Origin of the sequence: Candidatus Poriferisodalis sp., from assembly GCF_965203655.1 — a bacterium.
Taxonomy (GTDB): Bacteria; Actinomycetota; Acidimicrobiia; order Acidimicrobiales; family Poriferisodalaceae; genus Poriferisodalis.
Map to the genome: position 1 here is coordinate 372,899 of NZ_CBDBDD010000009.1, position 14,955 is coordinate 387,853.

Sequence of the window (14,955 nt, forward strand, 5' to 3'; positions counted from 1 at the left end):
CTTGGGGTCGGGTCAGGGGGCGAGCGCAGTGACGGGCACCACGGCGATGCCGTCGGGGCGCTCGTAGGCGTAGCCGGTGGCGGTGATGACGGCGAGCCGGGCGAGCGGTCCGGTGCGGGACTGGTCGATCCTGTCGCGGAGTCGCAGCAGGTTCTTGGCGGCGTGGTCGATGGCCTGCGCGCCGCCGAGCTTGATCTCGAGCGCCGCCCAGCGTCCGTCGGTGTGCTCGACGATGGCGTCGGCTTCGAGGTGGTGGCTGTCGCGGTAGTGCGACAGCGCGCAGCGGTTGGCTTGGGCGTACACCAGCAGGTCCCGCAGCACCAGCGACTCGAAGAACCGCCCCGCGAAAGCGAGATCGGCCAGCAGATGCTCAGTGCCGATGCCGAGCGCGGCGGCGGTGAGCGAGGGGTCGCAGAGCATGAGCTTTGGCGAGCGGCGCGCTTGTGCCCGCGAGGCGATGTGGGGCCGCCATGCGGGTATCTCCTCCACCACGAACAGGCGGGCGAGCGCGGCCAGGTAGCCGGCGACGGTGCGACGCTCGACCGGCGGCTCGCCAGGCGCGGCAGTGTCGGCGGCGAGCACTGTGTGGCGGACCTCGGTGGCTACGTTGCGGGCGACTGAGTTCAGCAGCCGGCCGACGCGCACTGGGTCGCGCTGCACGCCGTCCACACGCGACACGTCGGTGCGGCTGATCTCGCCCAAGTAGGCGCTGTGCGCCCGGACGGCGAGGTCGAGGTCTGCGTCGAGCATCTGCGGCCAGCCGCCCCGGCACCCCAGCGCGAGCACCTCGGCGAGGTCATGCCCGGCGTCGGCGGCTCGGCACGGCTCGCCTTCGAGCAGCCCGCGCAGCGACACTGTGCCATTCGAATCGCCGCTTTCGTGCAGGCTCATCGGGCGCATCCGCACCCGCATCACCCGTCCCGCCCCCGAATGGCGAGTGACGTCATCTGGCGGGTCAGCCGAACCCGTCAGGATGAACTGGCCAGGCAGACCACGCGCATCGCACGCTCGCCGCATCGCGTTCCAGATCCCCGGGGCGAGCTGCCACTCATCCACCAGGCGCGGCACCGGACCGTCCAGCAGCGACGCTGCGCTCATCCCTGCCGCCAGCGACGAGTCGACGCTCTCATCGACAAACACCGCGCTGCCGGCGAACCGCCGGCCCGTCCATGTCTTGCCGCACGCACGCGGCCCCTCCACCACCACCGCGGGCATCACCCGCAGCGCCGTGCGCAGTTCCTCGTCCACCACCCGAGGCCGATAACCGTCCGGTGCCAACCCGGCGGCATCCCCGACATCGGTCATGGGTGCCTCCAAACTGCCATGCCTAGATGATAAGCCAACAAAGTGGCAGTTCATAAGCCAACAAAGTGGCAGTTAGCATACCGATGAAGCCCAAACGCTCGCGGGCGGTGCTGGTCGAGTGGGTCGGACCGACTGAGGATGAGATTGAGTCGTTTCTCCAAGTAGTCCGACCGAGAGCACGACATGGCACAGGTCGTAGTTGCCAGGGACAATGGCGACAGCGGGGACTAGTTGGCCGAGGGCGACATCGACGAGTGCGCCTGTTTCGCCAACGCCGCGACGCTCGCCTTACTCGAGGCCACGATGTGAGCGGCCGCCGACCTAACCGGCACAGAACCCGAGATCATCATCATGTCGGAGACTGTCACCGCCACTGCCACCGCTGGAGTCATCTGACCTGGGCATCTGGGGAGCAGTGTCGACCGAGAGGTTGACAGGTGCGAATGCAGCTCAGATGTCGATGCGGTAGAGCTCTGCGGCGTTGAGGGACATGATTCGCTCGATGTCGGCGTGGGAGATTCCTTCGAGAGCTTTGGCAAGGTCGTGGTCGTCGCGGGGGTACAAGCAGGTGGGGTGGGGGAAGTCGGTCTCGAACATGAGTGACTGGGCGCCTACGTATTCGAGGGTGGGGCGCACTGTTGAGCGTTCGAACCAGAAACAGCCGTAGAACTGGCGGCGGAAGTAGTCGGAGGGCAGCATCGAGAGCTCCGCCAGCTCGTTCGGTGCTGTCTCAGCCATCTGGTGGTCGAGCACTTCGAGGAAGAACGGCAGCCAGCCGACACCGCTCTCGACCGAGACGAACTTCACGTCCGGGAAGCGCTCGGGCACGCCTGAGTAGATCATGTTGCCGACGACCCGGGCGTTGCCCATGAACAGGTTCGCCGAGCCCACCGCAAGCCTTCGCTCGGGGCCGAACGACGGCCACGGTGCCTTGCCGTAGTAGTCGAGGTTCCCCTTGGACGAGCCGATGTGGAAGTTGACCGGCATCGCGAGGTCTGAGCACACCTGCCACACCGGATCCCAGTGCGGCATCGCCATGTCGGGCAGCCCGGCCTCCTCCGGATTGGAGCACGTCACGATGCCGCGCAGGCCGTTGGCGTGGCAGCGCTCGATCTCGCGCACCGCAGCGTCGAGGTCCCACCACGGCAGCAGTGCCATGCCGAAGACCCGCTGGTTGCTGGCTTCCTGGAACTCAGCGAGGGCGTCGTTGTAGATCTCCACCGAGACGAGCCGCAGGGCATCGTCGGGCGACTTCAGGAAGTTCTGGTTGCCGAAGCCGGCCACGTTCGGGTACATGATCTGAGCATCGAGGCCGAGCTCGTCGAGCATGGCAACCCGAGCCTCGGCGTCGTAGCTGGCGCGGTGCACCATCTCGTTGTCGAAATCGAAGAACACCGTGCCGGTGACCTTCTGCCCATCGGGATCCACGACCGATGAGGCGATCGGCAGCCCAATCGGAATCGAGTCGTCGAACCACCAACGCCGCTTGCCATCGCGCTCGGCCATGCGCGGCACACGATCGCGGTACTTCGCGGGTGCCCGCGACGTCCACAGGTCGTACGGCTCGGACCAGTGGCTGTCGGTATCGATGATCTTTAGGTCGTCGAGAATCGTGCCGCTCATCGACCTAGATCCTGTTCGGGGAACCTCAGCCGACCGGCGGCACGGTGACCGGGCGTTCGCCGAACTCGGGCCGCTCGGTGCGGGTCTTCTTCAGCTCCCAGAAGCCGTCGATGTCCATCATGGCCACCATGCCGTCCCACAGCTTCAGGGCCTCCTCGCCCTTGGGTGCGCGGGTGATCACGGGACCGAAGATGCCCACGCGCTCGCCGTCGCTGCGGTTGAGGGCGATGATCGGCGTGCCGACATCGGTGCCTACCAGCGCCAACCCCTCGTCCATGCGGGTGCGGATCTCGTCGTCCCACTTCTCGTCGTTGGCTGCCTTGGCGTGCTCGGGATCGATGCCCAGCTCCTCGAGCGCCTTTGCGATGTCGAAGTCACGGTCGCCGTCGTGGTGGATGCGGCTCGCGAAATCCCAGTACACGCCGAACACGGCATCGTCGCCCTCGGCGGCCCGGATCGATTCCATGACCCGCAGTTGGCCGTGCGTGCCGACCACTGCGTCGTAGTAGGGGCTGTCCGTGGGGGGCTCGTTCTTGAAAAGCAGGCTGATCGGCTGCCACTTCACCTTCAGGTTGCGCTCGGAAGCGACATCATCGACGACCCACCTGGCCGTCACCCAGCACCAAGGTCAGATGGGGTCTACCCAGAACTCGATCTCGGCGGCTTCGGTTCCCGTGTCAGTTGACATGCGGGCAATCTATCTGCGACGAGAGTCCTCCATCCGGGCCGACCCTCATGCGCCCCTACATCGAGGTGCCGTCGGCGTTCAGGTAGTCGCGGGTGACGTGGCCCTCGTCGCACAGCGCCTGCCACTCAGCGTCGTCGAGCCCGAGAACCTGCCGGTACACGTACTCGTTGGCGTCGCCCAGTATGCCGATGGTGCGCCACGGCATCTCGGGACCGTCCCAGCGCCACTGGCGTCCGGGGAAGCTGTGCCAGCCCTGCTCGACGGAGCCGTTCTGGCGGAACCAGCAGCGATCGCCCATCTGCGGGTCGGCGCGCAGCTGCGACTCGCGCAGCACCGGTCCCGCAGGCACCCCGGCCTGCTGGCACTGGTGGAACACCTCGGTCGAGGTGCGCTGCTGGGTCCAGGCGCTGATCCGTTCGTCGATCTCGTCGTGGTGGGCATGGCGGCCCGCAAGCGTGGCCAAGCGCTCGTCGCCGCCCATCACCGGCGTGCCGTTGGGCCGGTCACGATCCAGCAGGCCGGCCAGCGCTGCCCAGTCGGCGTCGGTCTCGCACGCGATCACCGCCCATTCGTCGTTGTGGCCGGGCCGAGCGGGATCGGTCGCACAGCGGTAGCAGCCCTGCGGTGCCCGGGCCACCGAGCGATTTCCCAGCGGCTGGTGACGGGTGCCGTTGGCAGCAGCGTCGATGAAGTACTCGCCGATGTGCTGCATCACGTTCTCGGCCTGGGAGAACTCGATCAGCTCTCCGACCCCGGTACCGCCCGCACCGTCTATGCCGTCGCGCCGACCCAGCACCGCCAGCACCGAGAAGGCCGCGGTGGCGGCGCTGGCGGGGTCCATGTGGAACACCGAGGTGAGGCTGGTGGGGTCGTCGTCGGCATAGCCGCGCAAGCCGGTCAGTCCACACAGCGCCTCGAAGTTGGCGCCGAAGCCCAGGTAGTCGCTGTAGGGGCCGTCGATGCCCATCGGCGGCATGCGCAGCATGACGGCACGGGGATTGGTGGCGTGCACCGTGTCCCAGTCGAGGCCCAGCTTCGGCAGCACGCCTAGCGAGTTGTTCTCGACGATCACGTCCACCTCGCGCACGAGGCGCAGCATGGTCTCGCGCCCCAGCTCAGTGCGGGCATCGAGCGTGCAGCTCAGCTTGCCGCGGCCGTGCGAGCTGAACATGTTGTGGCGGTTCCACGGCCGGCGGCCCGGGTCGTTGTTGGGGTAGCCCGACAGCGGGCCCAGCTCAGGCACGAGAGCGGCTGGCGGGCGCACCATGTGGCCCCGGGTGGCGGTCGGGAACACGTAGGGGTTGTCCACCCGGATCACCTCGGCGCCGAGATCGGAGAGGTACATGGTGCAGCCGGGTCCGGCCCACACCACCGTGAGGTCCAGCACCCGGATGCCGCTGAGCGGGAGTCGGGGAGACCCCTGCGTCGCCGGTTCGCCGTCGCGGGCCGCCGCTGCGGCTGGTTCGCGTGCGGCAGCGCGCACCCCGGCGTCGTGCTGGCCGAGCAGCGGTGCCGGCCGCGGCGGCGCTGGCAGCGCGCCGTTGGGCGAACTCCCGCCGGCGTGCAGCCGGAACGGTGCAGCGAGCTGGTTGACCGTGCCGGCTGCGGTGTGCTCGGTGGGCTGGAAGAACTCACGAGCGGCGAAGTGCGGGTCGTCGAGCACATCCAGCGGCGCATTCAGCGGCATCACCGCCCACTTGTTGACCTGCGCAGACGCTGCGATATCGGCCCGCGTGTGGCTGAGCAGCCACGGGTACAGCGCCGACTCCACCGCCTCGGGAAGACCCTCGTCGAGCATCCAGGCGGGATCGGCGAAACGATCGGCCAGCGACGGCTCGTCGTCGGATCCCAGCCCGAGCCCGGCCGCAACCAGCGTCTGCACCATCCGGGGAACCCAGGCCGGCAGCGTGAACACGAGCGCCCAGCCGTCGATCACCGGATAGAAACCGATGGGCGACGCGCGCTGCGGCTGCCGGGGCTCGCGGGCTACGTCGTCGCCCGTGTACGCCTGGTACAGCAGGTAGGACGTGCGGCGGTCGATCGTGCCCGCCTGCGCTTCGAACGCCGCCACGTCGATGTGGAATGAGCGGCCGCTGCGACGGCTCATCTGGTACGCCGCCAGCGTCGGCACCGCCGCCAGGTTGCCCACCTGGTAGGAGGTGACGTCGCCGCTGAGCTTGATCGGTTCGCGCTCCTCGATGCCGGTGCCCCACATCGGGCCGCCCATGGCATAGGTGACGATGTCGCTGCCCCGATAGCCGGCCTCGGCATAGGGACCGGTCTGGCCGAACGGTGTGATCGAGGTGAGGACGATGCCCGGCCGCAGACCGCACATGGTGTCGTAGCCCAGCCCGACGGCATCGAGATGACCGGGAGCGAACGCCTCGATCACGATGTCGGACTCGGCAACAAGCGAGCGGACGAATTCGGTGTCATCTGCGCTCGGCGCATCGCTGCCGATGTCGGCGATCACGCTGCGCTTGTTGGTGTTCAGGTGCAAGAAGAGCGGTGACCGCTCAAGGCTGTCGGCACCTCGGGGCGGCGTCGCGGACTCGCCCCACGGGCCATGACGGCGGGCCGGGTCCCCGCTGGGCGGCTCGACCTTGATGACATCGGCGCCGTGGTCGGCGAAGAGCTTCCCCAAGTACGGACCTGAGATCCCCGATGCGAGCTCCAGCACCCGGACGCCAGCAAACAATTGACTCACCGCTGCCCCCCTGACCGGCTCCGAGGACCCATCCTGACGGGGAGAGTATGGCCGATGACCTCGAGCGGCTTGCCGGCCCCGTCAGTTCGTGGCTGCCAGGATCGGTGCCAGCGATTCCAGCAGCGGCCCGACATCGTCGTCACCTTCCAGGCCCAGCAGGTTGGTCGTGAGGGCGATGCCGAGGTCGAATGCGGGCGCGTAGGCCGCAATGGTGCGAAAGCCCGGCACGCCGCCCCCATGGGTGTAGATGGTCAGACCGAGAATCTCATCGGTCGAGATGCCGAGGCCGTAGCTGTTGGCGGGATCCGGGTGGCCCGCAGTCATGAGAGCGACTTGGTCCTCATCGAGGATGTCGGTCGCGAAGAGTCCCCGGATCAGCAGCGCCACATCGCCGATCTGCGCTTCGATGCCGCCGCCGGTCCATCCCGCGGAACGGGCGAAGTCGCTCGGCACGGTGCCGATGTCCACGAAGATGGCGTCGTTGTGGGTGATCTGGTTGTCGGTGGTGAGCCCCAGCAGCGGCCCCATCAGGTAGCCGATCGTCCCGCCGACGTACCCATTGGCCGTCGGCTCGGGCGGGAACTCCTCGGGCGTCAGGTACGTGTGCTCAAGACCGAGCGGCTCGAACACGCGAGCCCGCAGCTCCACGGCTGCGGTGTTGCCGGTGACCGCCTCGATCAACAACCCCGCAGCGAGATAGCCAGTGGTGTTGTAGTGGAACTCGGTGCCCAGTTCAGCCACGGGTCCGTACTCGGCGGCGAACTCCAAGATCTCCTCTGGTGAGATCTGCTCGCCCAGCCTGGGCGCTGCGAGTTGGTAGAAGCTGACGTCAAACGCGTACTCGACAAAGCCCGAGGTGTGCCCGAGCAGATCACGCACGGTGACTGCGGCGGCGTGTTCGTACCCCGGTGCCCAGCCCTCGCCCAGGTACTGCGCAACCGGCGCGTCGAGCTCGACCAGACCTTCGGAAACGAGCTGCAGCACGACGGCAGCGGTGACCGACTTGGTGACCGAACCGATGCGCACATGGTGATCGACCGTCATGGGGGCGCCTGTCGCGATGTCGCTGACGCCCCAGGCGAAGGTCATGGGCTCGGCACCGCCACGCGTGATTCCCAGCACGATGCCGGGCGCCCCGGTGCGGTCCATCCAGTCCCCGATCGCGGCGCCGAGCGGGCCTGCCGGCTCGGCATCGGGTTCGGGCTCGTCGCCGGACTCGCTGTCAGACTCGCCGTCCGACTCGTCCTGCGGCGCAGCTGTCGTGGTCGGAACGGCGGTAGTGGCAGGCGGTGCCTCGGTGGTTGCCGGAGGCAGGGCGGCAGTCGTGGGCGCCGGGGCAGCGGTCGTCGGCGCCGGTGCCTCGGTGGCAACCGGAGGCGGGGCGGTACTGGTCGGTGCCGCTTCATCGGCGCTGCTGCAGGCGGCCGCCAGCAGGCTGAGCGCCAGCAAGGCCGATGCGAGTCGCTTCATGCGCGCAGCGTATGGCCCGAAGCAGGCGATTCTGAGCCAGGATCCCGCATCCAGGCGAGTCATCCGGCACCCGTCGTGGGCAGACTGTGTCGCCGCTTGCGCCCCTGCGAGTGCGCTGGCAGCAACATTCTGCGAATATCCGCCGTTGACTCTGCGGAGACGGGCCGCGAGGCCTCACGGAATAGGGGATCGACGTGAATCTGGGAATGCTGCTCTTCATGCCGGCGACCATCGCCGGAGAACAGGTCATCCTGATCGACACCTCGACGGAGGCCGGCGGCGGCACTGCCCGCGAGGTCACCTATCAGGAGCTGCTCGACAACGTGGGACGGGTGGCCGGGATGCTGACCACGCTCGGCGTCGGCGTCGGCGACCGGGTCGGCATCTTTGCCACCAACAGCGTCGAGTGCGTCGAGGCCATCTTCGGCGGTGCGTTCTGCGGCGCTTCGGTCGTGCCGATGAACTTCCGGGCCGGCCAGGAGGAGACAGCGCACCTGCTCAGCGACAGCGGCATCAGCGTGCTGTTCACCGAGTCGCGCTACCTCGATCTCATCTACGAGAACAAGCCCGACGATCTCGAGCACGTCTACGTGCTGGACGACCCGGATTCGTTCGCTGCTGCTCGGGACGAGTCCTTCGAGCTGCCAGTCCCCGAGGACGTCGAGTTCGACGGGCTGTGCACGTTGCTGTACACCAGCGGAACGACGGCGATGCCCAAGGGCGTCAAGCTGACCAACGGCGCCATCACCGGGTACGTCATGGGCACCAACGACGCCGCCACCGGCGAGGACATGGGCCGCATGGCAGTGGCAGCGCCGCTGTACCACATCGCCGGGTTGACCTCGATGCTGAACGCGCTCTACAGCGGGCGTGTGGTGGTGCTGCTGCCGCAGTTCCAGGCCGAGTCGTGGATCGAGTGCATCCAGCGCCACGACGTCACCCACGCGTTCCTGGTGCCCACCATGCTGGCCCGGGTGCTGCACGCATCGAACTTCTCACCAGACGCGTTCACCAGCCTCGAGGCGGTCACCTACGGCGCGGCACCGATGCCGCCGTCGGTCATCCGCCATGCGATCGACGCATTCCCGCCCAACGTGTCGTTCGCGGGGGCCTACGGCCAGACCGAGACAACCTCGACAGTGGCCGTTTTGGATCCCGACGACCACCGCATCGACGGCACGCCCGAAGAGCAGGAACGCAAGCTGCACCGGCTCTCGTCGGTAGGCCAAGTGCTCGAGGACGTGCAGGTGCGCATCGTGGACGCCGACAGCGGCGAGCCGGTCGAGCCCGGCGTGATCGGCGAGGTGCAGCTGTGGACCGACCGAGCGATGGACGGCTACTGGGGCCAGGACGAGAAGACCCGGGTCACCATCGACGACGAGGGCTGGGTGCACACCGGCGACCTCGGCTACCTCGACGACGATGACTACCTGTTCTTGCATGGCCGGACCGGCGACATGATCATCAGGGGCGGCGAGAACGTGCTGCCCGACGAGGTCGAGGCGGTGCTCTACGACCACCCCGATGTGCTGGAGGCCGCAGTGGTGGGCCTGCCGAGCGAGGAGTGGGGCGAGCGGGTGGCTGCCGCCGCGGTGGTGCGTGACGATGCGCCGACCTCGGGCGAGGACCTGGTTGCGCACGCACGCGAGCGGCTGGCCCCGTTCAAGCGCCCCGAGTTCGTGCACCTCATGGACGAGCTGCCGCGCACGTCAACCGGCAAGCTGCTGCGCCGCCAGCTCATCCCGATGCTCGACGAGCTCGGCGTCTGAGGCTGGGTTTGGCGTGCGGGGCTGAGTCCGCGTGAGCGCCGCTCAGCTTGCCGGGTACTGCGACGATCATCTGCACCTGCTGGCGTGCGCTGCGGCACGCCGATCGTCCGACGTCCGGGCTGCGACGTCGGTGGGCGGGCTGCTGTCGCTGATCCGCCAGGGCGCCCGTGAGCAGGCAGCGGCCGGCGGCCCCGGATCGTGGCTGCGGGCGTGGGGCTACGACGATGCGTTGCTCGACGAGCGCCGTCATCCCACGGTGGCCGAGCTGGACGCTGCCGCCCAGGACGTTCCCGCCGTGCTGCACCACATCACCGGCCATGTGGCACTGGTGAACACCGCCGCCGGCCGGGCTCTCGGCCTCGCGGGCGGCGAGCTGCTCATCGAGCGCCAGGACGTGCTCGCTGGGGTGCCCCGATCCGATCGCGCCGAGACTGTGTCGGGCGTAGCAGCGGTGCTGGCCGATCTGGCTGAAGCAAACATCACCATCTGCACCGATGCGACCCACACCAACGATCTCGAAGCGCTGGAGCTGCTCGCGGATGCGGCTGCGGCCGTGCCGACGGTGTCGATCACGGCGATGGTGGGCGCGGGCCGGCTGGCATCGCTGGGCGATCGGGGGTTCGGGACAGCGGTGCAGGGTGCCGAGGCAGCGAAGGGCGGACCCGGCAGCGTGCGCATTGGGCACGCCAAGGTGATGCCGCCGCACGACGACGACAGCGCGATTGCCGCGTTGGTGGCGGAGGCGCGTGCACACGGCTTTCCCGTGGCGATCCACGTGATGGACATCGATACGCTCGATGCCACCCTGGATGCGCTCGAAGCACACCCGCTGCCCGGCCCTGCGGTTGAGTCCGATCGCATTGAGCACTGCGCGCTGGCGTTGCCCGAGCAGCTCGACCGCATCGCCCAGCTCGGCGTCAAGGTCGTGACCCAGCCCAGCTTCGTGACCCGGCGCGCGCAGAAGTACCGCGAACAACTCTCGCCGACCGAACAGGAGTGGCTGTGGCCGCTCGGCAGCCTGCTGCGACGTGGCATCTGCGTCACGCTGTCCTCCGACGCTCCGACGGTGCCCCCTGATCCCGCCGAGTGGATAGAAGCGGCCACGGGCCGTGACCTCGCTCCCGCCGAGCGCATCGACGCCGAGACCGCTCGCCGACTGTGCTGGCGAAGTGGCGCAGGCCGCTGAGTACCCTGCCGCCTCGGTGCTGTGGCGGCACGGAGCAATCGACACGCCATGAGCAGGGGGAGGACCGATGGCCGGGCCGATGGAGGGCATCCGCGTCGTCGAGTTGGGCGTGTGGATCGCTGGACCCGCCTGTGGCGGGATCCTGGCTGACTGGGGTGCCGACGTCGTCAAGGTGGAAACACCAGACGGCGACCCGTTCCGTTCGCTGGACTGGCTGTATCAGGGCGACGGCAACCCGCCATTCGATCTCGACAACCGCGGCAAGCGCAGCATTGCGTTGGACTTGCGGCAGCCGGAGGGGCTCGACGCGTTGCACGCCCTGCTGGCCGAAGCCGACGTCTTCCTGTCCAACATCCGGCCCGGCGGGCTCGAACGGATGGGTCTCGACTATCCGTCGCTCGCAGAGCGCTACCCGCGCCTGATCTACGCCAGCGTCACGGGCCTCTCGCTGCGAGGCGATGAGCGCGATCGCCACACCTATGACGTGGGCGCGTTCTGGTCCCGAGCAGGGATCGTCAGGTCGCTGACCCCCGAAGATGCCGAGCTGCCGTACCAGCGCGGCGGCATGGGCGACCACATGACCGGGCTGGCGGCAGCGGCCGGGGTTGCGGCCGCCCTGTTCCACCGCACCAGCACCGGCAAGGGCCAACTGGTGGAGTCGTCGCTGCTGCGACTGGGCACCTACCTGCTGGGCTGGGATCACAACGTCACCGCCATGACCGGCACCGAGACCGAGGCGTGGGGACGCGACAGCCCGCCCAACCCGCTCATCAACTGCTACCGCTGCGGGGACGGCGAGTGGCTCTGGATGCTGGGCCTCGAAGGCGACCGCCACTGGCCGTATGTCGTGCGCGCGCTGGATCGGCCGGAGTGGGAGGACGACACCCGCTTCGCCGACATCGTGCTCCGCCTCGAGAACACTGCCGCCCTCACCGCGGAGATGGACGCCGTCATGGCAACGCGCACGCGCGCCGAGTGGGGCGAGATCTTCGATGCCAACAATGTCTGGTGGGCGCCCGTGCAGTCGACGCTGGATATGCGGTCCGACCCCCAGGCCCACGCTGCGGGTTGCTGGGTGACGGTGCCGACGCCGGATGGCGGTGCGACCGAGATGGTCGCGACACCGGTGGATTTCTCCGAGAGTGCGTGGTTACCCGGCGGACCGCCGCCCGAACTCGGCCAGCACACCGAGCTGATCCTGCTCGAGCACGGTTACGACTGGGATGACATCGAGCAGCTCAAGCAGGCAGGTGTCATCCCCTGACGCGTGCCGGCCGGCAACGGCCGCGCGTCGAGACCACGGCCGGGCGTGAGATAACTTCGATCCGCCGCGTCGCCGTGCGTCCCGAATACAGCATCACGGACGGACGAGACGGTGCGGCGGGGAGGGAGAGCGGATGATCGAGCCGGTCAGCGCTCGTGTTCTGACACCCGAGTGGGCGCCGACGGTCATCCCCGCGCCGTATGACTCACTCACCCCGGACGAGCACGCGCAGCACCTCGCCGACAATCCCGACTCCTTTGCCCATGTGGCCGGATTGCCGCCGGAGAGCTTCGGCCACCCCAGCGAGCACCTGCAGCACGCCACACGCAGCACGCAGGCACTCGAACGGCTCATCGGTCTGGGCGTGTTCGGCGCTGCCCGGGAGCCAAGCCTGTACGTGCAGTGCGTGGAGGCTGACGGCCACGCCCAGCACGCATTGCTGGGCGGCGTGCGCCTCGCCTCCCATGAGCTGCGCCCGCACGAGGACACCCAGCCTGGACGGGTGCACGGCTTGGCCGTGCACTTCACCGAGGTCGGCCGCATGTCGAGCCCCGTGGTCGTCACAGCACCGCGGCTGACGATGGTCTCCGATGTCATCGAGGCCACCCTCGCCGCAGCCGGGGCGTCCACACCGCTGGAGCCGCTGCTCGATACCAAGACCACAGACGGTGCGCGGGTCACGCTGTGGCCGGCTGTCGTCGGGGGTGGCGAGGGTGCCAGCGTCGGCCTCGACGGCCCGCTGTACATCGTGGACGGGCACCATCGCGTCGCAGCTGCCCGGCAGGCCGGTTTCTCACACGTCCTCGTGGCGTGCGTACCCACCGAGGAGCTGCACCTCGGCAGCTTTGACCGTGAGCTGAGCGAACTCGACATGATGCCCAGGCGCGTCATGGAGCTGATGAGGACTCGGTGCGATGTCAAAGAGGTTTCTGACGCCGTCGCAGCGCGCCCGGGGGCGCCCGGATGGGTCGGCGTCGGCGTGGCAGGGCACTGGTTCCGCGCACGCCTGCGCCACGCTGGACCGGCCGACGACACATCGCCCGTCCAGAACCCCGCGACCCGGCTGGATGCCGCATTCGTTCACGACTTCATGCTCGGCGAGATCTTCGGTGTGGAGAGCGCTTCGGATCCGAGGCTCACCTACCGTCCCACGACCGTCGTCGCCGCTCCGGCACCGGTCACGATCCTGCTGGCACCGGTGCCGCTCGATTCGGTATTCGAAGTTGCAGACTTCGGCGGCGTCATGCCGCCGAAGACCACGTACTTCTTGCCCAAGGCTCGCTCCGGGTTGCTGCTGGTTCGCTGCTGATCTGCCGCTGATCCTGTTTCGCTCATGCTGATCGCGTTCACCGGGGGTGCTCGCAGCGGGAAGTCCACAGCGGCGTTGAGCGCCGCGACGTCGGCCGGCGCACCGGTGACGTTCATCGCGACGGCCGAAGCCGGTGACGATGAGATGGCCGAACGCATCGAGAGGCATCGGGCCGATCGGCCTGCGTCGTGGACGACTACCGAGGCCCCGATCCACCTAGCGCTCGCGGTGGAGCAGGTCGACGCCGAGGCGACGATCGTCATCGATTGCTTGTCGATGTGGGTCTCGAACCGGATGCTGGCCGAGGATGCCGCTGGCACTCGCTCGATTGTCGCTGAGGCCGGCGACTTGGGCGAGCGCCTGCGGGCGCGCAGCGGCACGGCCATCGTGGTCACCAACGAGGTCGGCTCGGGAATCGTTCCGGCTACCTCACTGGGAAGGGCATACAGGGATGTGCTCGGGTCGGTGAACCAAGCCGTCTTCGCGTCAGCGAACCGGGCGTATCTGGTCGTGGCCGGTCGCCTGCTGGAACTGCAGGACCCCAGAGATGGCGTCTGAGACCCTGCCTCATCCACGCGCTCGCTCAGGCGACCGCAGCCTGCTGGAACGGATGCTTGACGACTTGCCGGATCCCCATGAGGCTGCCCGGCAGGCCGTGGCTGATCGGGCATCGCAGGTGCTGCGTCCCGCAGGTGCGTTCGAACGGCTCGATCGGGTCGCCGCATGGCTCGCGGGCTGGCAGCGCACATCGGATCCCGCCGTCGAACAGCCGGCGGTGCTCGTCTTTGCAGCCGACCACGGAGTGACCACAGAGGGCGTGAGCGCCTACCCCGCCGACGTGACCGCTGCCATGGTGGCCGCCGTCGACGGCGGTGTCGCCACGGTGACGGCTGTCGCCCGCCAAGTCGGGGCAGTAGTGCGATGCGACGACGTCGGCGTGGGCATGCCCACAGGCAACATCCGCACGCATGATGCGATGAGCGCCGACGAGTTCGATGCAGCCGTCAACACAGGCGCACTCGCTGTCGACCACGCTGTCACCGATGACCAGGCCGACCTGCTGGTGCTCGGAGAACTGGGGATCGGCAACACCACAGCCGCGGCTGCCGTCTGCGGGCTGCTGTTCGCCGACGACGCGATGTCGTCAGCAGAGGCCGCCGCACGATGGACGGGGCCAGGAACCGGGGTGCAGGGGGGAGCGCTCGATCACAAGCGGGCTGTGGTGCGCGATGTGCTGGAACGGGTGGGCAGCGTCGCGCCGCTGGAAGCACTGCGCCGAGCAGGCGGGCGTGAGCTCGCGGCCATCGCCGGGGCGGTGTTGGCAGCGCGGCATCGCTCGATTCCCGTGATCCTCGACGGCTTCATCGGAACGGCCGCCGCGGCGCCGTTGGCACTGGCTGCGCCGGGCAGCCTCGACCACTGCATCGCCGGCCATTGCTCCGCCGAGCCAGGCCATGGAGCGCTCCTGGACCAGCTCGGGCTGGAGCCGCTCGTGCGCTTGGATCTGCGGCTGGGAGAGGGCACGGGTGCGTTGGTTGCCGTACCAATCGTGCGGATCGCCGCAGCCGCTGTCACCGATGTCGCCACCTTCGCCGAGTGGGGTCTGGCGTGAGCCTGCGAAACGTAGGGGACTC

11 protein-coding genes are annotated in these 14,955 nt (G+C 68.5%); 6 read left to right on the forward strand and 5 right to left on the reverse strand.

The window, feature by feature from the left end:
• Nucleotides 1-12: 12 nt before the first annotated feature.
• The 5 genes from ACOGW9_RS13105 to ACOGW9_RS13125 all read right to left on the reverse strand — a co-directional run bounded on the left by ACOGW9_RS13105 (nucleotide 13) and on the right by ACOGW9_RS13125 (nucleotide 7,793).
• Complete coding sequence (locus ACOGW9_RS13105) at nucleotides 13-1,305, reverse strand: ATP-binding protein (RefSeq protein WP_419911941.1); 1,293 nt, start codon at nucleotides 1,303-1,305, stop codon at nucleotides 13-15.
• Between the two features lie 450 nt (nucleotides 1,306-1,755).
• On the reverse strand, nucleotides 1,756-2,928 hold the full coding sequence (locus ACOGW9_RS13110; RefSeq protein ID WP_419911943.1) for an amidohydrolase family protein: 1,173 nt from the start codon (nucleotides 2,926-2,928) through the stop codon (nucleotides 1,756-1,758).
• Nucleotides 2,929-2,953: 25 nt separating this feature from the next.
• Nucleotides 2,954-3,544 (reverse strand): disulfide bond formation protein DsbA, encoded by a 591-nt coding sequence (locus ACOGW9_RS13115; RefSeq protein WP_419911945.1) that lies wholly within the window; start codon nucleotides 3,542-3,544, stop codon nucleotides 2,954-2,956.
• A 127-nt stretch (nucleotides 3,545-3,671) separates the two neighbouring features.
• Nucleotides 3,672-6,323, reverse strand: a complete 2,652-nt coding sequence (locus tag ACOGW9_RS13120; RefSeq protein ID WP_419911947.1) for a CaiB/BaiF CoA transferase family protein — start codon at nucleotides 6,321-6,323, stop codon at nucleotides 3,672-3,674.
• Nucleotides 6,324-6,404: 81 nt separating this feature from the next.
• Complete coding sequence (locus ACOGW9_RS13125) at nucleotides 6,405-7,793, reverse strand: serine hydrolase domain-containing protein (protein WP_419911949.1); 1,389 nt, start codon at nucleotides 7,791-7,793, stop codon at nucleotides 6,405-6,407.
• Nucleotides 7,794-7,987: 194 nt separating this feature from the next.
• On the opposite strand from ACOGW9_RS13125, the gene ACOGW9_RS13130 reads away from it, so the two are divergent.
• From ACOGW9_RS13130 to ACOGW9_RS13155, 6 genes are all read left to right on the forward strand, one after another.
• Nucleotides 7,988-9,562, forward strand: coding sequence for a class I adenylate-forming enzyme family protein (locus tag ACOGW9_RS13130; RefSeq protein WP_419911951.1), 1,575 nt, complete (start codon nucleotides 7,988-7,990; stop codon nucleotides 9,560-9,562).
• Nucleotides 9,563-9,593: 31 nt separating this feature from the next.
• A complete protein-coding gene (locus tag ACOGW9_RS13135) occupies nucleotides 9,594-10,748 on the forward strand; it encodes an amidohydrolase family protein (protein WP_419911953.1) in 1,155 nt (384 codons plus the stop codon).
• A 67-nt stretch (nucleotides 10,749-10,815) separates the two neighbouring features.
• Nucleotides 10,816-12,012 carry a CaiB/BaiF CoA transferase family protein gene (locus tag ACOGW9_RS13140; protein WP_419911955.1) on the forward strand — a complete coding sequence of 399 codons (1,197 nt, stop codon included), beginning with the start codon at nucleotides 10,816-10,818 and terminating at the stop codon, nucleotides 12,010-12,012.
• Nucleotides 12,013-12,145: 133 nt separating this feature from the next.
• Nucleotides 12,146-13,321 (forward strand): DUF1015 family protein, encoded by a 1,176-nt coding sequence (locus ACOGW9_RS13145; protein ID WP_419911957.1) that lies wholly within the window; start codon nucleotides 12,146-12,148, stop codon nucleotides 13,319-13,321.
• 24 nt (nucleotides 13,322-13,345) lie between these two features.
• The gene (cobU, locus tag ACOGW9_RS13150; protein ID WP_419911959.1) at nucleotides 13,346-13,879 is read left to right on the forward strand and encodes a bifunctional adenosylcobinamide kinase/adenosylcobinamide-phosphate guanylyltransferase; all 534 of its coding nucleotides are present in this window, start codon (nucleotides 13,346-13,348) and stop codon (nucleotides 13,877-13,879) included.
• A complete protein-coding gene (locus ACOGW9_RS13155) occupies nucleotides 13,869-14,933 on the forward strand; it encodes a nicotinate-nucleotide--dimethylbenzimidazole phosphoribosyltransferase (RefSeq protein ID WP_419911961.1) in 1,065 nt (354 codons plus the stop codon). The genes cobU and ACOGW9_RS13155 overlap by 11 nt, the downstream gene beginning before the upstream one ends.
• The last annotated feature ends 22 nt before the right edge of the window (nucleotides 14,934-14,955 follow it).